General features: G+C 43.8%; 17 protein-coding genes. 7 read left to right on the top strand and 10 right to left on the bottom strand.

What is annotated here, in order from left to right; all coding sequences use genetic code 11:
• Positions 1–4: 4 nt before the first annotated feature.
• Positions 5–1102 (bottom strand): carbohydrate kinase, encoded by a 1098-nt coding sequence (locus AC0VZ9_RS05685; protein WP_009334911.1) that lies wholly within the window; start codon positions 1100–1102, stop codon positions 5–7.
• 133 nt (positions 1103–1235) lie between these two features.
• Complete coding sequence (locus AC0VZ9_RS05680; protein WP_009334912.1) at positions 1236–2621, bottom strand: alanine/glycine:cation symporter family protein; 1386 nt, start codon at positions 2619–2621, stop codon at positions 1236–1238.
• A 158-nt stretch (positions 2622–2779) separates the two neighbouring features.
• On the opposite strand from AC0VZ9_RS05680, the gene AC0VZ9_RS05675 reads away from it, so the two are divergent.
• Entirely contained in the window at positions 2780–3208 is a 429-nt protein-coding gene (locus AC0VZ9_RS05675; RefSeq protein WP_475397122.1) for a MarR family winged helix-turn-helix transcriptional regulator, read from the top strand.
• Positions 3209–3263: 55 nt separating this feature from the next.
• Entirely contained in the window at positions 3264–4460 is a 1197-nt protein-coding gene (locus AC0VZ9_RS05670; RefSeq protein ID WP_475397121.1) for an MFS transporter, read from the top strand.
• A 307-nt stretch (positions 4461–4767) separates the two neighbouring features.
• Here the strand turns inward: AC0VZ9_RS05670 and motB are convergent, their stop codons facing one another.
• The 6 genes from motB to AC0VZ9_RS05640 form a co-directional block, all read right to left on the bottom strand.
• On the bottom strand, positions 4768–5565 hold the full coding sequence (gene motB / locus AC0VZ9_RS05665) for a flagellar motor protein MotB (protein WP_251156869.1): 798 nt from the start codon (positions 5563–5565) through the stop codon (positions 4768–4770).
• Positions 5558–6352 (bottom strand): flagellar motor stator protein MotA, encoded by a 795-nt coding sequence (gene motA, locus AC0VZ9_RS05660; protein ID WP_217025760.1) that lies wholly within the window; start codon positions 6350–6352, stop codon positions 5558–5560. The genes motB and motA overlap by 8 nt, the downstream gene beginning before the upstream one ends.
• A 137-nt stretch (positions 6353–6489) precedes the next feature.
• Positions 6490–6909: a hypothetical protein gene (locus AC0VZ9_RS05655; RefSeq protein ID WP_217025761.1), complete on the bottom strand. Its 420-nt coding sequence runs from the start codon at positions 6907–6909 to the stop codon at positions 6490–6492.
• A gap of 141 nt (positions 6910–7050) precedes the next feature.
• Positions 7051–7512 (bottom strand): STAS domain-containing protein, encoded by a 462-nt coding sequence (locus AC0VZ9_RS05650; RefSeq protein WP_019382426.1) that lies wholly within the window; start codon positions 7510–7512, stop codon positions 7051–7053.
• A 31-nt stretch (positions 7513–7543) separates the two neighbouring features.
• On the bottom strand, positions 7544–7918 hold the full coding sequence (locus AC0VZ9_RS05645; protein ID WP_475397120.1) for a DnaJ family domain-containing protein: 375 nt from the start codon (positions 7916–7918) through the stop codon (positions 7544–7546).
• Between the two features lie 124 nt (positions 7919–8042).
• Positions 8043–8630 (bottom strand): peroxiredoxin, encoded by a 588-nt coding sequence (locus tag AC0VZ9_RS05640; protein WP_226280810.1) that lies wholly within the window; start codon positions 8628–8630, stop codon positions 8043–8045.
• Positions 8631–8710: 80 nt separating this feature from the next.
• Between AC0VZ9_RS05640 and AC0VZ9_RS05635 the strand changes: the two genes are divergently transcribed.
• Positions 8711–8980 (top strand): hypothetical protein, encoded by a 270-nt coding sequence (locus AC0VZ9_RS05635; RefSeq protein WP_306576498.1) that lies wholly within the window; start codon positions 8711–8713, stop codon positions 8978–8980.
• Between the two features lie 38 nt (positions 8981–9018).
• Here the strand turns inward: AC0VZ9_RS05635 and hutH are convergent, their stop codons facing one another.
• Complete coding sequence (gene hutH, locus AC0VZ9_RS05630; RefSeq protein WP_026041753.1) at positions 9019–10512, bottom strand: histidine ammonia-lyase; 1494 nt, start codon at positions 10510–10512, stop codon at positions 9019–9021.
• Positions 10513–10858: 346 nt separating this feature from the next.
• A complete protein-coding gene (locus AC0VZ9_RS05625; RefSeq protein ID WP_019382430.1) occupies positions 10859–11698 on the bottom strand; it encodes an STAS domain-containing protein in 840 nt (279 codons plus the stop codon).
• Positions 11699–11899: 201 nt separating this feature from the next.
• Between AC0VZ9_RS05625 and AC0VZ9_RS05620 the strand changes: the two genes are divergently transcribed.
• The 4 genes from AC0VZ9_RS05620 (at position 11900) to AC0VZ9_RS05605 (ending at position 18172) form a co-directional block, all read left to right on the top strand.
• Positions 11900–13993, top strand: coding sequence for a DNA topoisomerase III (locus tag AC0VZ9_RS05620; RefSeq protein ID WP_475397119.1), 2094 nt, complete (start codon positions 11900–11902; stop codon positions 13991–13993).
• Between the two features lie 100 nt (positions 13994–14093).
• Positions 14094–15407 (top strand): short-chain fatty acid transporter, encoded by a 1314-nt coding sequence (locus tag AC0VZ9_RS05615; RefSeq protein WP_019382437.1) that lies wholly within the window; start codon positions 14094–14096, stop codon positions 15405–15407.
• A gap of 115 nt (positions 15408–15522) precedes the next feature.
• A complete protein-coding gene (locus AC0VZ9_RS05610) occupies positions 15523–16803 on the top strand; it encodes an MDR family MFS transporter (RefSeq protein WP_475397118.1) in 1281 nt (426 codons plus the stop codon).
• A 136-nt stretch (positions 16804–16939) separates the two neighbouring features.
• Positions 16940–18172 carry an aminopeptidase gene (locus AC0VZ9_RS05605; protein WP_019380276.1) on the top strand — a complete coding sequence of 411 codons (1233 nt, stop codon included), beginning with the start codon at positions 16940–16942 and terminating at the stop codon, positions 18170–18172.
• Positions 18173–18267 lie beyond the last annotated feature (95 nt).

The following is an 18267-nucleotide window of genomic DNA, read 5'->3' as shown; positions in this document are numbered from 1 at the left end:
CTCCTTAGTCGAAATATTGTTTGAATGTTTCCTGCAAGCGTGTGTTGTTTAGATTAGGATTAACGGTTTCAAGGGACTGCAGAGCCAGCATGGAGCAGGACATGCCGATTTTGCAGGCATCCTCTGTGCTCAGGCCCTTTAAATGGGCAAAAATAATTCCTGATACAAGCGAATCACCTGCACCTGTCACATCGGCAATTTTCACCTTCGGAGGAAGCTGCACACCTGCTTCACCCCTGTTTGTAAAGTAGATTAGCCCTTTATCTCCCCGGCTGATAACGACTCTTTCAACGCCTTTTTTCATAATCTCCTGTGCCGCCTTAAAGAAGTCTCCTTCATTGCTGATCTCCATCCCCGTTAGTGCTTCTGCCTCATTTTGGTTGGCAATCAGCCAGGTAACACCCTTCAGATCATCCGGCAGATTTTTTATTTTTGGTGCAGAAACAGGAGTAATGCAAAGCGGAATGTTCTCTTCATAGCACCTTGTAATAATCTGTTCCAGAACCTTGGGCGGGAAGTTTGTATCGAGTATCACCATTTCGGATGATGCCAGGTAACCCCACTTTTTCTCGACAAATTCTCTGCTAACGCTTTCATAAATGGACATATCAGCGAGTGCTACAGCCATTTCTCCTTCATTATCGAGCACTGCGGTATAGGTACCGGTGGTGGACCCTGCCAGCGACTGTGAAGGAGTGACATCAGCAAAAGCTTTCGTATATTCAAGAAGCCATTCGCCTTCCGGATCATCTCCCACTACTGTCATCAAACCCACATCACAGCCCAGCCTGCCAAGGTTTTCAGCAATGTTGCGTGCCACTCCGCCACAGGATTGGGAGCTTTCTGCAGGGTTCGATGTTCCGTATTGGAGCTGCCCTGTTGTCTGGATTTTTCTGTCCACATTGGCGCCTCCAACACAAAGCACTTCTTTCTTTTGCGGCAGGATATAAGCTCTGCCAAGAATTTTCCCCTGCTTGGTCAGTGAAGAGATATAGCCGGCTACTGCGGACCTGGAAAGTCCCGTTTTTTCTGCCAGCTCGTTTTGGGCAATAAAAGGATCCTCTTTAATCAGCTGCAAAATCAATATTTCTTTATCATTCATAATTGACCAGCCCCGCCTTATTAAACTTTTGTCTATATTATAAACTTATGTCTATTTGTAACACAAGTGTTATTTTTCAAAAAATTTGCGAAGTTAATAAAAAAGCCTCCCGCCATAAGCGGAAGACCAAACTCTACGCAGCATTATCATCTTTTTTAATATCCTTTAAATAATATTTTTCTGAAGTAAAAAACTCGTTTTTCAGCTGTTTAACCTCTTTGCTTAGAAGGAGAACAGCAACGATGTTTGGTATCAAAATCATGGCAAGAGCCAGATCAAGGAACTGCCAGATTGTTTTCGCCGCTCCCACTGAGCCAAGAACAATGGCAGCAATGTAAACGACTTTAATGGCTTTTCCGGCAAATGAGCCAAATAGGAACTCTGCCATTTTGGATCCATAAAAGACTACGACAATGATCGTCGAAATGACAAAGAATACCAGGGATACAGCAACAAGAATACCTCCAAATGATCCAAAGTATTCCGTAAATGCCGCTGCTGTCAGGGCTGAAGGATCTTCCATTGCCCCTTCCCTTGTCCACACCCCGGAGGATAGGACAACAAATGCCGTTGCAGTACAAACAATCAGCGTATCAACAACGATTCCGATGATCGCCCAAAATCCCTGGCGCACCGGGTGATCGGTTGTGGCTGCAGCATGGGCAATCGGAGCGGTTCCGAGTCCTGCCTCATTGGAATATAATCCTCGAGCAAATCCCCAGCGAATGATTTCGCCAATTGCCGCTCCGGCAAATCCGCCCATTGCAGACATTGGCTGAAACGCATAAGTGAAGATTAATTCCAACACTTCAGGAAGTTTGCCAAGATTCATAAATAAGACTACTAACGCCGCACCTACATAAATGAGAGCCATAAACGGAACAAAGATTTCGGTCACCTTGCCGATTCTCTGAATCCCGCCAAAAACAACTAACGAAACAAGTACTGCTACAGCAATTCCTGTATAAAGGCCATCAATTTTAAATGTCTCGCCAACCGCAGCTGCTACTGCATTTCCCTGTACCATGATGCTTGGAATCAGTTCAATCATCAGCGCGAACGCAAAGATCACACCAAGCCACTTCATGTTAAGCCCCTTCGTCATATAATACATAGGGCCGCCCACATATTCTCCATCTTCATTTTTTTCTCTGTACTTAATGGCTAATACACTTTCCGAGAACTTGATGGCCATTCCAATGAGCGCAATGATCCACATCCAGAATACGGCACCTGGACCGCCAAACATGATGGCTGCCGGCACACCTACAATATTCGCGGCACCAATGGTAGAAGCAAGTGCTGAAGTGAGTGCCTGCAGCGGTGTAACGGTTCCTTTCCCCTTCGGCTTTTTAAACACACTTCCGAATGTTTGCTTAAAAATATATACCGGATAACGGAACTGGAAGAAACCAAGCAAAAAGGTTAAATACAGTCCTGTTCCGGCTAATAATAGGATGATGGGATATCCCCACAGCCATCCTGAAATATCTCCTACGGCTTCTAATAACTTATCCAAAAAAATTTCCCCCTTATTGTTGTGCACAGTTGCCCTTATTCTTCCATTCCCTTTTATTTGGCAGTTAAACACTTAGTTAGCAAAAGAATAGAAGAGGTGGACATTTTCGTAAATTTCATGTATAGTTAGCTAGGTAATTATTTTAAGCAGGTGAATACATGCACCCTAATCAAAGTGAATTTTTTCATTCTATTAACCAATTTACACGCCATTTTTCCAAAGTACTTAATGAAAGTTTAGTGCCGCTTGGTTTATACGCTGCTCAATGGACGATTATTTACCGTCTGAAAATTGGAGGCCCGAGCACTCAAAAAGAGATTTCTTCTTATCTTGGCGTTGAGGCTCCGACCATGACCAGGACATTGGCCCGTCTTGAGAAATCGGGCTGGATCACGAGAACGGCAGGAAAGGACAAACGTGAAAAATTGATTTTTCTGACTGATGCAGCCATCCAGGAATACGACAATTGGCTTGCTGCAGTAAGATCAAGTGAAAGCAATGTCCTGCAGAATATTACGGAAGAAGAAATCAGCACGATGATCACAATTATGGCAAAAATGAGAGAAAATATGGTACCAGGCACCTAGACCAGTTCACCAAAGTGGTCTAGGTACCTGGTACTTCATTGTTAGGAGGACAACTATGAAGAAACAACCATTATGGACGAAGGATTTTTTGAGTATTTCTATTACTAGTTTTTTCTTATTTATGGGGTTTTATGTTTTGCTGACTACGCTTCCCCTTTATATTTTGGATGATTTAAAAGGGGATGAAACACAGGTAGGTCTGATTATTTCAGTCTTTCTGATTGCTGCAGTGATCAGCCGGCCTTTTACAGGGAAATGGATTGACGAGGTTGGACGCCGAAAGATCCTGATTGCTTCCTTGATTGTATTTGCCGTATCTTCTTTGCTTTACTTCTGGGCTGACTCTACACCCGCTCTTTTAGCACTGAGATTCCTGCACGGAGTTGGATTTGGCATGGCTACCACTGCAACTGGAGCTATCGTTGCTGATATTGTACCGAATGAACGCAGAGGCGAAGGACTTGGATATTATGCAATGTTCATGAATCTGGCCATGGTCATTGGCCCGTTTGCCGGTTTGACGATTGTTCAATATGCAAATTTCTCATGGATTTTTGCTTTATGTACAGTTTTATCTTTTATTGCTATCGTGCTGGGTGCTTTTGTAAGAATACCGCATAAAGCAGAGAGCTCTGTGAAGCATCCAAAATTTACCTTTTCAAGCTTATTTGAAAAAAGTGCAGTTCCCGTGGCGATTTCTGCAGGCATCCTTGCTTTCGCTTACTCAGGAATTCTTTCCTTTATTTCTGTTTATGCGAAAGAGCTTGATTTGCTTGAAGCTGCAAGCTTCTTTTTTGTGGTATATGCGGCATTTATTATTATGTCCCGCCCATTTACAGGCCGCTGGTTTGATGCGTACGGAGAAAATAGAGTGATCTATCCGGCCATTATTCTTTTTGCCGCAGGGTTATTTTTACTAAGCCAGGCAAACAGTACCTTTGTGTTTTTGCTGTCAGGTGCGATAATCGGATTGGGATATGGCACCATTGTTCCGGGTCTCCAAACGGTTGCAATTAAGCAGGCTGATCCAGCTAAACGCGGACTTGCTACCTCAACCTTCTTCACACTTTTTGATACCGGAATTGGACTGGGATCCTATGTTCTTGGAATACTTGCTGTAAAAACAGGCTTCGCTTCACTTTATTTTATGCTTGCGGGCGTGGCACTGTTTGGATTACTCGTTTACTATTTGCTCCATGGAAAAAAGACAGAACCAAAAACCATTCATTCAGAAGCAGATCTTCCATTATAAGAGCCCATTTGCGGCTCTTTCTTTTTGTCAATCTCAAATTATGTGTATTTTCTGAATATTACTTGTCTTTTTTGTGAATGTTGGCATATGATGTAATTAATACCTTTTGGGAGGTTTGCTAATGACCATTGTTCATGTATTGAACTTTTCTATTCCAATTGCCTGTGTATTTCTATTTGGTGTAATGGTCGACCGCATGTGTAAACCGGAAGGCACGGAACAGGAAGCAAATGAATAATAATTTTTCACTTCAAAGCGGCTGGATCACAGCGTTTTTTTTATTTCACTGCAAAAAGAAACCAGCCCCCTAAGGCTGATTCCCCGTTCTTGGCAATATTAAAATTTCTACCCGTCTGTTCTTCCCTCTGCCTTCCTTGGTATTATTTCCGGCAACCGGCTGGAATTCTCCGAAGCCTTTGGCACTGAACCATTTAGGGTCCAGCTGGTCATTTTTCAGAATTATTTTCATAAAATTGACAGCGCGCATCACACTGAGTTCCCAGTTGGACTCGAAGTTTGAGTTGCGGATCGGGACGTTGTCTGTATGGCCGCTTATGATAATGTTTCTTGGCGGGTCCATGATGAGAAGCTCTGCAATTTCACTTGCCATATTTAAATCCTGCTCACGGACCTCTGCACTTCCTGAGCCGAACAGGACATTATCCCTGATTGACACAAGCAGTCCTTCGGTGGTTAAAGAGGTTTCCAGTTTATCCGCCAGGTTTTGATTTTCAATAAAAGCATTGACTCTTTGCTGCAGCTCTGCCAGTTCTTCCTGATCGGCAGCCTGCTTCAGCTTTTCTTTTTCCAATTCATCCATTGCTGCCATCTCCTCCAAATCCTTGCTTGGCTTTTCGGACACAGCATCAGTGGATTGCATTTGGCCTTCTGGCATTGGACTTGGGAATTCAAATACCCCTGTCCCCCCTGAAAAGACATCATTGAATGCCTTTGAGAGCTTCTGAAATTTCTGGGCATCTACGGAACTCATTGCGAATAGGACAATGAATAGGGCCAGAAGCAGTGTTAATAAATCAGCATACGGCAATAGCCAGGATTCATCTACATGCTCCTCATGGTGCTGCTTCTTTTTCCGCCTACTCATCCTTCGCCACGCTGCTTTCTTCAAGGAATTTCCGGCGTTCCCCTGCAGGAAGGTAGGAAGCAAGCTTTTGTTCTATTACCCGAGGCGCCTCCCCTTCTAAAATAGAGAGAATGCCTTCGATCATCATACTTTTAATTTTTGCTTCCTGCTTGGATTTTCTCTTAAGCTTATTGGCAAACGGATGCCAAAACACATAACCCGTGAAAATCCCCAGCAAAGTCGCTACGAATGCCGCACTGATGGCATGACCGAGGCTCGTGGTGTCCTCCATATTACCCAGTGCTGCAATTAATCCTATTACTGCTCCCAGCACTCCAAGAGATGGGGCATAGGTGCCTGCCTGGCTGAAAATCTGGGCTCCGGCCTGATGTCTTTCTTCCATCGCTTCGATTTCTTCGCTTAATACATCACGTATATAATCGGCACTTTGCCCATCAACGGCCAGAGATAAGCCGTTCTTTAAAAAAGTATTTTCGATTTCGTTCGTTTTGACTTCAAGTGCAAGCAATCCTTCTTTTCTTGCCAGCTGAGCCCAATCCGAAAACATCTTAATCATCTCAGCCGGGTTCATCAGCTGTTCTTCTTTAAATAAAATGCCGAAAAGCTTGGGCACCCGTTTGATTTCATTTGTTGGAAATGCAATAGCCACTGCTGCTGCAGTTCCCAGGATAATGATCAGAATAGCGGCCGGATTAATCAGAACAGACGGGGAAACCCCTTTAAAAACCATCCCTACTCCAACTGCTATAATCCCTAATATTACGCCTATAATCGTTGTTTTATCCATGCAAGCCACACCTTCTATGTAGTCTGAAAATCTCTATTACCTTCTATTATTAATTTCGGATGATTTTTACAGTTCTTTAGGGAATTTTTCATATATAAAAGGCAGAGGTGCTTCCCCTGCCTTCGTTTTCATTGTTTTTAGATCCAGCGGCATCCGCAGAAACCTCTTCTTCTGCGGTCATCATCATCTCGGCGGCGTCTGCATCCTCTTCCAGATCCGGCTAAGTCTCTGTTGTACCATAAGTCACCTGCACCGCGTACGTCATCACGGCGATGTCTTCTGCGGTCGTCTTCTGCTCCGCCCACACTGTCTCTTCCACAGCCACAATGGTTTCTGCGATTGTCTTCGATACCAAATACATCGTCATCACGGTGGTGCTTCCTGCGGCGGTCTTCTGCTCCACCTACATCATCCCGACGGTGCTTCCTGCGGCGGTCTTCCGCTCCACGTACATCATCACGGCGGCGATCATCATCTTCTTTTACAATAACTCTTTCGGCTCTGATTTCTACTTCATCTGCATTAATCTCAAATCTTCTTCTCCAATCTCTCGACATATTTCTACCTCCTTTCTCATGGATACTATAGAATATGTGCCACCGGAGGTTTTCGCATGGACAAATCCCCAAAGGGAAAGAAAATGTGCCTGTTCAATGAAAAAAACCCCTGTCCTATTCAGGAGAGGAGTTTTTGAGAATTTATATTTTTTGAAAGACGAGGCTGTTTATTTTCATTAAATGCTTTAAGGCCGCCTGGAAGGTTGCATGTGTTTCAGCATTTAGCTCTATTCCGGAAAGGACGATTTCCTTTATCAGCTGCGGGGTCATTCCTACAAAGTAAGGCTTAACTCCCATGAGGTTAATGGAATCAGTCAGGTTGCGGATTTGCTGTCCAAGTTCTGAAAGGCACATCTGCTCTATGCGGTCGACGGTAATGTCTGTAAAATCTATGATGGCGAATTCAGTGTCATGCTCTTTAATATGATTCAGGATTTTAGCCGTAATTTTTTCGAATCTTTCTGCCATGAGCAGGCCTGTAATAGGCACCAGTATCGTCTGGGGAATGATCGATGGTATAATCGGTGCAGTCATATCCGCTATGGCTGCCTCATATTCTTCCACTCTTTTTTCAAGGACCGTTATATATTCATCTTTGTTCATGTATTCTCCTCAATTCCAATCATCTGATCCATTAGAATAATTTATTGTTAATTTTCTCTTCGTAGTTTTTGAAAAGGGATGAATTGGTGTTTTGTCTTCTTTTCGACATCATGCTGTTAAAGCGGATCATCTTTTCGTTAAGCTTCTTCTGTAATACCATTTTTCCTTCCTGATCCTCACATTGTTTAATCAGGTCTTCGATCGTCAGCATTTCCTTCTTCATTTGGTTTTCTTCATCAGTGAATCCGGCATTCTTCATGATGCGGTAGGCCATGCGCAAATTTTCAGGGACGGAAGACAGGTCATCGAACGGAAGCGGTTTCCCATAGCCTGGCAAATTATCAAACTCGCCATCCTTGTACGCTTTTTTGATCCGATCTTCAGACAGTATAGAAAAGAAGTCCAATCTCTAGTTCCCCCTTCACTTCATTTGTTACTTATTATTATATATTTTCAGCGCTGCTTATTAAAGCAATTATGTATATGGAGGACCTGCAGAAAAATCAAGAGAAAGCTTGCGCCTCCTCCCTTCAGATTTTGCCTATTAAGTTCGGATCCATGTTTATCCCGGTCTGGCCAGGCTGCCAATTGGCCGGCACACCTTTTCCTGTCTGCTGAGCATATTGAATTCCCTGCATGATTCTGACATGTTCATGCAGATTTCTTCCAACTTCTCCAGGGTAAATGATCTTCGCCGCAATAATGCCATTAGGGTCGATAAAAACGGATGCCCTGATGGCCGCTCCTGAATTCTCGTCCAAAACCCTGTAAGCTCTGCTTATTTGATGGGTTCGATCACTTACCATTGGATAATTTACATTTTTCAAAGAGGGAGATGTTTCCTTAAATACTTTATGGGCGTATACACTGTCCGTGCTGATGGACATTACTTCACAGTTTAAAGCTTTTAAATATGGATTCACAGCGGCGACCGCCGCCAATTCTGTCGGTCAGACAAATGTGAAATCACTCGGATAAAAAAACAGCAGAACCCATTTTCCGATATAATTCTCCAAATTGACTTTTTTTATTTGATGATCAATGACAGCATCTGCAGTAAAAACAGGAGCTCGATCTCCCCGGCCCGCACAAAATACGGAGGCATTCGAATCGTTCATGGCTATCCCCCTCCCTTCCTCTTTCGTCTCTGCTATATATACTTATGCGGCCAAAGACAAAATTGAACGGAAAATATTGAGTGAATCAGCCGTACATAGTCCAGGTGTCCAAGGGAAAAATAGTGAAAGAATATGAATTCAAGAATGAAAGGAGCCAGACTATGTCACGCGGAGTCCATTTTAATCATAAAAGAAAACATCACCCTGGGGAATTTCCTGAACACACAATGGTCGAGCGCCACACAACTGAAGCACAGGAAGACGAAGAATTTATTGTGACACAGGAAGCTTTTAAGAACCGCTTTGAAGAAGATGAAGCAAAGCAACTTGAGGAAAGAGCCAAAGATTAAAAAGCCGGGGGCCTGAATAAAATTCAGACCCCTGCTGCTTATATTGCGTCTACTTCCACTTCTTTCAGCCAGGACGCGCATGCTTCAATATCCTTTGAGAATACGCGGTCTTTTGTGATGGAAGGCACCACTTTTCTTGCTTCTTCATAAAAACGTTTTGTTTTATCAGCCATTTTATCTGAACCGCGGTATTCTGCTGCCTGGAGTGCGCAAATCAGTTCAATTGCAAGCACTTTATTAACATTCTGGATAATCTGATATGCATGTCTTGATCCGATGGTTCCCATGCTCACATGGTCTTCCTGATTCCCGGATGAGGGGATGGAATCCACACTTGCGGGATGGGCAAGTGTCTTATTCTCCGATACAAGTGAAGCTGCAACATATTGGAGAATCATCGCACCAGACTGCAGTCCAGGTTCCGGGCTTAAAAATGGCGGCAAGTCACTCAGCTGCGGGTTAACAAGCCTTTCAATCCGGCGCTCTGAAATATTGGCCAATTCCGCAACCGCGATTTTCATGAAGTCCATTGCAAGTGCGATTGGCTGCCCATGAAAGTTTCCGCCGGATATAACGCTTTCCCCGTTTTCAAAAATCAGCGGGTTATCTGTGGCTGCATTCATTTCAATTTCAAGCTTTTCTTTCACATAATCAAGCGCCTGCCAAGATGCTCCATGCACCTGCGGGATGCAGCGGATGGAGTACGCGTCCTGGACCCGGATTTCTCCCTGTCTTGTGATCAGGCTGCTGCCTGAGAGATATTCCCTCACTCTTCTTGCTGTATCGACCTGCTGCTGATAGCCTCTTGCCTGATGGATATTCTCATCAAACGCATCAATAATTCCGTTTAAGCCCTCCATTGTAACTGCAGCGATCAATTCACTTTGATAAGCGATTTTTTCTGCTTCCAGATAGCCAATCACTCCCATTGCCGTCATCGCTTGAGTGCCGTTAATCAGGGCAAGCCCTTCCTTCGCCTGTAATGTTAAAGGCTCGATTCCCTCCTGAACAAGCACTTCAAGAGCAGGCTTTCTTACCCCCTTGAAAAACACTTCCCCTTCTCCCATTAACACTAATGCCAAATGGGAAAGAGGAGCCAAATCGCCGCTCGCTCCAAGAGATCCCTGCTGCGGGATGACAGGGTGGATTTGTTTATTCACAAGCGCTAAAAGAGTTTCTATCACGACAGGACGGACTCCTGAAAATCCTTTCAATAAAGCATTGGCTCTTAATAGGAGCATAGCTCTCGAAACAGCCTCCGGAAATGGTTCCCCTACACCGCAGGCATGCGAGCGGATTAAATTCAGCTGAAGATCCTCTACATCTCCCTGATCAATTCTTACATCGCTGAATTTGCCAAAGCCAGTGTTAATGCCGTAAATGACCTTTTCTTCACTTACAATTCTCTTAACGGCTTCACGGCTGTTTTTTACACGCAGCATGCTTTCCTCTGATGCTGCAGCCTTTACTCCTTCAAAAAGCACTCTTTTGGCTTCAGACAAAGTAAGGGTATTTCCATTTAAAGTAACCACTTTGTTCTCCTCCCCGCGAGTTAAAGTCATCATCGAATCTGTCAATTTTTCCATTTCATTTCCTCCTCGGTACATTAGCGAGATAAAGAAAAGGCTGTATCTCAAACACAGGTTTGAAATACAGCCTTTTTAAAAAGATTATTTGCAGTATCAGTTTTTAGATGCCTCATCTTTATCACAGCCTAATTTTGATATATTTTCTGAATATAATTAATTCTATGTGCCCTATGAGAGGATGTCAATTAGTTTTTACCATTTTTTAACAAGTTAGATTGTTAGAATGGTAACACAGTAAAGCGTTTTTATTATAGCTATATAAGAAGCCGGCATTTCTGCCAGCTTGATTTCATTCAATGTCTTGTCTTTTCAGTGCTTGCTTTAATGTACCGTAAGTATTAATGCCTGTGAAGTCCAGGCCAAGCTGAATGGAAGTCTGGGCAACTTCAGGGCTGATGCCGGAGATGGTGGATTTTACCCCCAGCAGCTTTAAAGCTGTCGTTAAAGAGAATATTTGATGGGCAACCATCGTGTCGATGATGGCCACACCTGATAAATCAATGAATAGATGTTCTACATCTTCTTTTGCACATTTTTTCGGAATTTCCTCCAGTAGGATTCGTGCACGTTCGGTGTCTATATTTCCGATAAGAGGGAGTACAGCTGTATGGTCTTTTATCGGAATAACAGGAGTTCCAAGTTCATTGATCAGACTTTGCTGGGCAACAAGCCTGTTGGTCGTTAATTGATAATACTTCTCTGAAAATTTATTAATGAGCTTATCAAAAGCCTTGTTAATAATTGTGCTCCATTTCAATACATCATCTGCTGTGACTTCAGACTTGTTTTCGTTAATGAACTTTTCAACAAAATGCCAATAGGTTTCCCGCACATTGCTTAAAGCTTCAAGCACTTGAAAAATGGGCGTATTAGAATCCACTCTGCTCTCCGCTACTGTAATGGCCCATTCTTCCATATTCTCGTTAAAAGTGTCCTCATCAATCAGAGCTGCTGAAACGGTGCGGTTGGTAAACGTATTTTGTTCTCTCAGGAGCTTCTCATAAGCAGAGTCTGCATCTGCAGAATAAATGGAACCTTTCTGTTTATCCCTTAAAGACAGCCACATATCTGTGATATTGATTGAATTCTCCTGAATGTAATCATAAAGAAGCCGATTTTTTGCATTCATTCATTTCACCTTGTCTCTTTCTATTTGTAAACAAACTGGTAAGTTCATTGTAGAATGAATTGTGGCTGATGAAAAGCAATACAACTTAGGCAGTTATTCACTTTACTGCCCATCAAAGTTTATCCCATTACAAATATTGATTAATTTCAGCTATACTTAGTTTGTACAGAAATGGCTGAATGTAATTTGAAAGGAGTTCTTATGAAATCACTTGTTCTTGCTGAAAAGCCCAGTGTTGCCCGTGAAATTGCACGGGTTCTGGGATGCCGGCAATCTCATAAAAGCTATATGGAAGGCGATAAATATATCGTGACATGGGCTCTTGGCCATCTAATCGAGTTAAAGATGCCTGAGCATTATGACACCAAATACAAAAACTGGAATCTGGAGGATCTGCCGATTATTCCTGATCAAATGGGCCTGAAGGTGATGAAGCAGACCAGCCACCAGTATAAAGCGATTGAGAACCTGGCAAAGCGGAAGGATATTAAAGAAATTATCATTGCTACTGATGCAGGACGCGAAGGGGAGCTTGTCGCACGCTGGATTTTGGAGAAAATCCGCTGGCGCAAGACAATCAAACGCTTATGGATATCTTCTGTAACGGACCGCGCCATCCGGGACGGCTTCCAAAACCTTAAGCCAGGAAAACAATTTGAAGATTTGTATGAATCCGCCGTCTGCCGGGCAGAGGCCGATTGGCTCATCGGCTTGAATGTCACAAGGGCCCTGACTACTAAATACAAGGATCCCCTATCCGCTGGACGGGTGCAGACACCGACACTGGCTCTCGTGATGGAAAGGGAAGCATTAATTCAAAAATTTGTTCCAAAAGAGTACTGGACGATTCGCGCTCAAATTGGCCCCCTGCAGGCTGACTGGGAGAAAAATGGTGAAAAGCGCATCTTTTCTAAAGAAGCAGCTGATGAAGTCCTTTCTAAAGTGAAGGGGCAAAAAGCAGTTATCCACTCCATTATCCGGAAGGAAAAAACAGAGCCGCAGCCGCTTCCTTATGATTTGACGGAGCTGCAGCGTGACGCCAATAAGCGTTACGGCTTCTCCGCCAAGAAAACATCGAATGTGCTGCAGAAACTTTATGAGCAGCATAAGCTTGTCACCTATCCGCGTACTGACTCGCGCTATTTGACAAAAGATATGGAAGCCACCATGATGGATCGCCTTCATGGCATTGCAGCTTCCTATAAGGACGAAGTGAAGCCGATCCTTGCGAATCAGGGCAAGGTCCTGGCAAAGCGAGTCTTTAATAATGAAAAAGTAACTGATCATCATGCAATTATTCCGACTGAAGAACGTGTACACCTCAGTGATTTGTCTGCTGATGAGCGGAAGCTGTACGAATTGATTCTGCGCAGATTTCTGGCCATTTTCCATAACCCTTATAAGTATGAAACCATCCATGCTTCGATAGAAGTTAACAGTGAGACATTCACTGCCAGGGAAACAGCAGTTATCGACCTGGGTTATCGCAAGGTTGAACGCAGCAGTGATGAAGAAACAGGAAAACAGAGCCTTAGGAACATCTCAAAAGGACAGAGCTTTACGGTACAAACGGCTGAATTGTCCGCCAAGCTTACTGAACCTCCTCTTCGCTATTCCGAAGCTGACATATTGACCCAGATGGAAAAATACAGCTTGGGAACACCTGCGACTAGAGCGGAAATCATTGAACGGCTCCTTGATACGGAAGCGATCGAAAGGCAAAATGGACGTCTGTTTCCGACTAAAAAGGGCAAACAGCTGATGGACCTGGTGAATGAAGATCTGAAATCACCGGAACTGACTGCTAAATGGGAACAGGAATTGGAGAAAATCGCACGCGGAAAAGCAGATCCCAAAGAGTTTTTGCAGAATATCCGCAAGCAGACACGGACATTGGTTTCAGAAATTAAAAAGAGCGATAAATCTTACCGTGCCCATAATCTCACGGGCTCAAAATGTCCAGAATGCGATTCCTTCCTAAAAGAAAGAAATACCAAGGACGGAAAAATACTTGTCTGTTCCAATCTTGATTGTAATTTCCGAAAGCGCAAAGATCCAAAGCTTTCAAACCGCCGCTGCCCTCAGTGCCGCAAAAAAATGGAAATCCACCAGGGCAAAGCAGGAGCCTACTTCCAGTGCCGGCCATGCAATGTGGTGGAAAAAGCACAGGACAAAAAGAAAGCCGTCAACAAACGGGAAGAGCGAAAACTTGTTCAGAAATACACCCAGAAGGAAGATTCCTTTGGAACAAGCCTTGGCGATTTGCTTAAGGCTGCCATGGAAGATAAGGATTAATATATAGCCCTGGCTGATGCCAGGGCTCTTTCTTTATGAACAGGCATACACAGCTTGTCCTCTCCATAGCATGTACTAATACTGAAAGGAGAGTGAAAAGATGTTAACCAGAGTGGCAGACCGTTTCTCCAAGCTTGTGGAAAGGTATCTCCCGGACGCCTTTGTCATTGCGGTATTAATGACTCTGTTTGTGTTTATTGCAGGGTTTTTCATGAAGCCTTCCGAACCTGTTGAGCTATTTAAATCCTTCGGTGACGGCTTCTGGGTGTATCTTGCTTTTACCATGCAAATGGTGCTCCTCCTAATGACAGGCATGGCGCTTGCTTCAGTTCCTTCTGTACAGCGTATACTTGAAAAGCTGTCCTCAAAAGCGAAGACAGCCAACCAGGCCTACGTGCTGACTTTTCTCGTTTCATCTGCTGCTTATTATATTAACTGGGGCCTTGCTGTTGTCGTTGGCGCCATTATTGCCCGTGAAGTTGGGAAAAGAAATCAGAACGCACACTTCCCCCTATTGGTGGCTGCAGCCTATGCACCAACTGCTCTTTATACGGCTGGTTTATCAAGCTCAATTGGTTTGACTGTTGCGACCAAGGGCCATTTTCTCGAGGAAGCGGCTGGCGTCATCCCCACTTCGGAGACCATTTTCCATCCTGGAACAATTGCGATTTTAATTGCTCTTGTAATGACTATGCCAATTTTCATTGTGCTGATGGCACCCAAAAAAGGCATTATCTCATACGTTCCCCCTAAGGCACCCAAGCAGGACGCTGAACAGAAGGAAGTTTTAAAAACTCCCGCCGGAAAGCTTGAAAGAACACCCTTTCTCGGCATCATTACCGGATTAATCGGGGTAATCTATGTCATATTTGAGTTTGTAAACGGGCGTGACCTTGACTTGAATATTATCAATATTGCCTTTTTATCGTTAGGCCTCATCCTTCATAAATCGCTCGTACAATACGCCAATGCTTTTAAAGAAGCGGGTTCTGCCATTTCTCCTATCATTCTGCAATTTCCATTTTACGCCGGGATTATCGCCGTTCTCGGCAGCTCCGGGTTAGCAGAGTCTATAATTAATGGGATGGCATCCATAGCAAGTAAAGACACCTTTGATATATTCACCTATTGGTCCGCCGGTCTCGTCAATATTCTTGCTCCTTCAGGCGGCGGGCAGTGGGCATTGCAGGGGCCGCTTCAAGTGCCTGCCGGTCTCCAGCTTGGTGTGGATCCTGCCATTACGGCTATGGCTGTAGGCTGGGGTGATGCCTGGACGAATCTGATCCAGCCTTTCTGGGCCCTTCCTATACTGAGTGTGGTTGGCCTTCATATTCGTCATATAATGGGCTACTGTGCATTACTGGCCATATGGGTTGGCATAGTTACTACGGTCTTGATGTTTTTTGTATATTGATTAAGAAAAGCCAAGCCTAATCAAGGCTTGGCTTTTTTGGAAAAAGTCTTCTTGTGTTTTTTTCAATTTTGGTAGTATGATAGCGTTATTCTGAGATTGAAGTTGGGGAAACAGCATGAAAATAAAAGATTGGGATAAGAATTTAAAAGTAAGGTTATTTGGGGAAGCGCTTATGAATATTACATTCTGGATGTTCTTCCCGTTTTTAACGATTTATTTCGCGGATGAATTCGGAAAAGACAAGGCTGGTTTATTGCTCATTTTTTCTCAGGTATTCTCCGTACTTGCCAACTTAATGGGCGGTTATACAGCTGACCGCTTTGGCCGCAAGAAAATGATGGTTCTCTCTGCATTTGGACAGGGACTTTCATTCATCATTTTTGGATTTGCCAGTTCACCCTGGCTGGATTCTCCGGTGCTTGGCTTTATCTGCTTTGCTTTTGTGGGAATATTCGGTTCATTTTATTGGCCGGCAAGCCAGGCAATGGTTGCAGATGTGGTCGAGGAAAAGGACAGAAGCCAGGTATTTGCTATTTTTTACACTTCAATTAATATTGCTGTTGTGGTGGGTCCCATTTTAGGAGCCATTTTCTATGTCCATTACCGTTTTCAGCTTCTTATGGCCGCCGGCATTATCTGTATCCTATTATCTTTCATCCTTTCCCGGTGGACAAGGGAAACATTGCCAATACAAATACTTGCAGAAAGCGGAAATAGTAAATGGCATGCAGTTTTATTAAAGCAAACGAAAGATTATGGCATTATCTTCAGGGACAAAACCTTTCTCCTTTTTATCATAGCAGGTGTTCTGGCTGCACAGACTTTTATGCAGCTTGATCTATTATTACCTGTCTATACAAATGAAGCTGTTCATAATCAGGCGCTTTTTAAATGGAATGACTGGTACTTTTCTGTTCAGGGAGAACAGGCTTTTGGCATTCTGCTGTCTGAGAACGGCTTCCTCGTAGCCTTATTTACCGTAGCCGTAACGAAAATGATGTTAAAGTACAAAGAAAGAAATGTCTTTATTTTATCATCTCTTACTTATGCAGCAGCCATCATCATGTTAGGGCAAACGCAATGGATATGGGGATTAATTCTGGCTATGGCCGTTTTCACTATGGGTGAATTAATGACAGCCGGCCTTCAGCAGAGCTATGTATCAAAAATTGCTCCAGATCATATGCGGGGTCAGTACTTTGCAGCTGCCTCCCTTCGATTTACAATCGGGAAAACCATTGCACCTATCTCCATTCCGCTTACAGTCTGGATCGGATATGACTGGACATTCTTTATACTGGCGCTGCTGGCTGTTGTAAGTGCGTTTTTGTATTGGCTGATGTTTGCTTTGCCTGAAAGAAATAATGCATTCCATGCCAAAAAGGAATCTGTATAAGGTTCCTTTTTAATTATGTCTCCGTCCATAGATGGAGACCCAAGGTTCTCGAGCACGAATTTCAATTCAATAGGTTTCTTTTTGCGAACAGAACAGCTACAATGAAAATGAAGATTCTGACAAAGGAGAATACATAATGAGTCATTTTCAAACGAATTTAGAGAAATACGCAGAGCTTGCCGTAAAAGTTGGTGTAAACGTACAAAAGGGACAGACGCTTGTAATTAACACAACGCTTGATGCAGCTGAACTGGTTCGTACAATTGTTAAAAAGGCCTATGAAGCAGGAGCTCATAACGTAGTTGTGAACTGGAGCGATGATGCGGTCACTCGCACAAAGTACGACTTGGCACCGGATGAGTCTTTCTCCGAATACCCTGAATGGCGTGCGAAGGAAGTCGAAGATTTAGCTGAAAAGGGTGCGGCATTCATGTCAATCGTTTCGGCAAGCCCTGATTTGCTGAAAGGCGTGAAATCAGAACGAATCTCAAGCTTCCAGAAAGCTGCAGGACAGGCGCTGGCAAAATACCGCAAATTCATCCAGTCCGATAAAGTAAGCTGGACAGTCATTGCAGCTCCATCTAAAGCCTGGGCAAACATGGTATTCCCTGACGCACCGGAAGAATCACGTGTGGATATGCTTTGGGAAGCTATATTCAAAGCAACTCGCGCTGATTTGGATAACCCGGTTGAAGCCTGGAAAAAGCATGATGAAACACTTCATGAAAAAGTGGATTATTTGAACAGCAAGCGATATCAGAAGCTTCATTATAAAGCTCCAGGTACAGACCTGACAATCGAGCTTCCAAAAGGCCACTTATGGGTGGGGGCAGGCAGCATAAATGAACAGGGACACGAATTCATGGCTAACATGCCAACTGAAGAAGTATTTACGGTACCTTACAAGACAGGTGTTAACGGCACGGTTTCCAGCACAAAACCTTTAAGCTATGGCGGAAATATCATCGACAAATTCAGCCTGACATTTGAAAACGGCCGTATTATCGATGTGAAGGCCGAAGAAGGCGAAGAGATTCTTAAGCAGCTTGTTGAGACAGATGAAGGCTCCCACTATCTTGGTGAAGTGGCTCTGGTTCCTTTCAACTCGCCAATTTCACAGTCCAACCTGCTTTTCTATAATACTTTATTTGATGAAAATGCTTCAAACCACCTTGCGATCGGCAGTGCGTATGCATTCTGCATTGAAGGCGGCAAGAAAATGTCCAGTGAAGAACTGGCTGAAAACGGCTTGAACGAAAGCTTAACACATGTTGACTTCATGATCGGCTCCGCTGAAATGGATATCGATGGAATTACTGAAGACGGCAACGCTGAACCCGTGTTCAGGAAAGGTGATTGGGCATTTTAAAGCGGAACCGCATTGCCCGGAACGCAGACTAAGTACGCCACGTCCTGTGGCAACGTCTGCATGACCCACATCCTGTGGGCCTCAAGCACAAGACG

This window comes from Cytobacillus sp. QJM3NY_8 (assembly GCF_056173585.1).
This window is presented reverse-complemented; position numbering and strand designations above follow the sequence as displayed.

Coding starts and splice junctions, on each gene's coding strand:
- motB (WP_251156869.1), bottom strand. CDS start 5,565: ATGAGTAGGCGGAAAAAGAAGCAGCACCATGAGGAGCATGTAGATGAA.
- AC0VZ9_RS05650 (WP_019382426.1), bottom strand. CDS start 7,512: ATGAACAAAGATGAATATATAACGGTCCTTGAAAAAAGAGTGGAAGAA.
- AC0VZ9_RS05685 (WP_009334911.1), bottom strand. CDS start 1,102: ATGAATGATAAAGAAATATTGATTTTGCAGCTGATTAAAGAGGATCCT.
- AC0VZ9_RS05620 (WP_475397119.1), top strand. CDS start 11,900: ATGAAATCACTTGTTCTTGCTGAAAAGCCCAGTGTTGCCCGTGAAATT.
- AC0VZ9_RS05615 (WP_019382437.1), top strand. CDS start 14,094: ATGTTAACCAGAGTGGCAGACCGTTTCTCCAAGCTTGTGGAAAGGTAT.
- motA (WP_217025760.1), bottom strand. CDS start 6,352: ATGGATAAAACAACGATTATAGGCGTAATATTAGGGATTATAGCAGTT.
- AC0VZ9_RS05610 (WP_475397118.1), top strand. CDS start 15,523: ATGAAAATAAAAGATTGGGATAAGAATTTAAAAGTAAGGTTATTTGGG.
- AC0VZ9_RS05675 (WP_475397122.1), top strand. CDS start 2,780: ATGCACCCTAATCAAAGTGAATTTTTTCATTCTATTAACCAATTTACA.
- AC0VZ9_RS05605 (WP_019380276.1), top strand. CDS start 16,940: ATGAGTCATTTTCAAACGAATTTAGAGAAATACGCAGAGCTTGCCGTA.
- AC0VZ9_RS05670 (WP_475397121.1), top strand. CDS start 3,264: ATGAAGAAACAACCATTATGGACGAAGGATTTTTTGAGTATTTCTATT.
- AC0VZ9_RS05655 (WP_217025761.1), bottom strand. CDS start 6,909: ATGTCGAGAGATTGGAGAAGAAGATTTGAGATTAATGCAGATGAAGTA.
- AC0VZ9_RS05625 (WP_019382430.1), bottom strand. CDS start 11,698: ATGAATGCAAAAAATCGGCTTCTTTATGATTACATTCAGGAGAATTCA.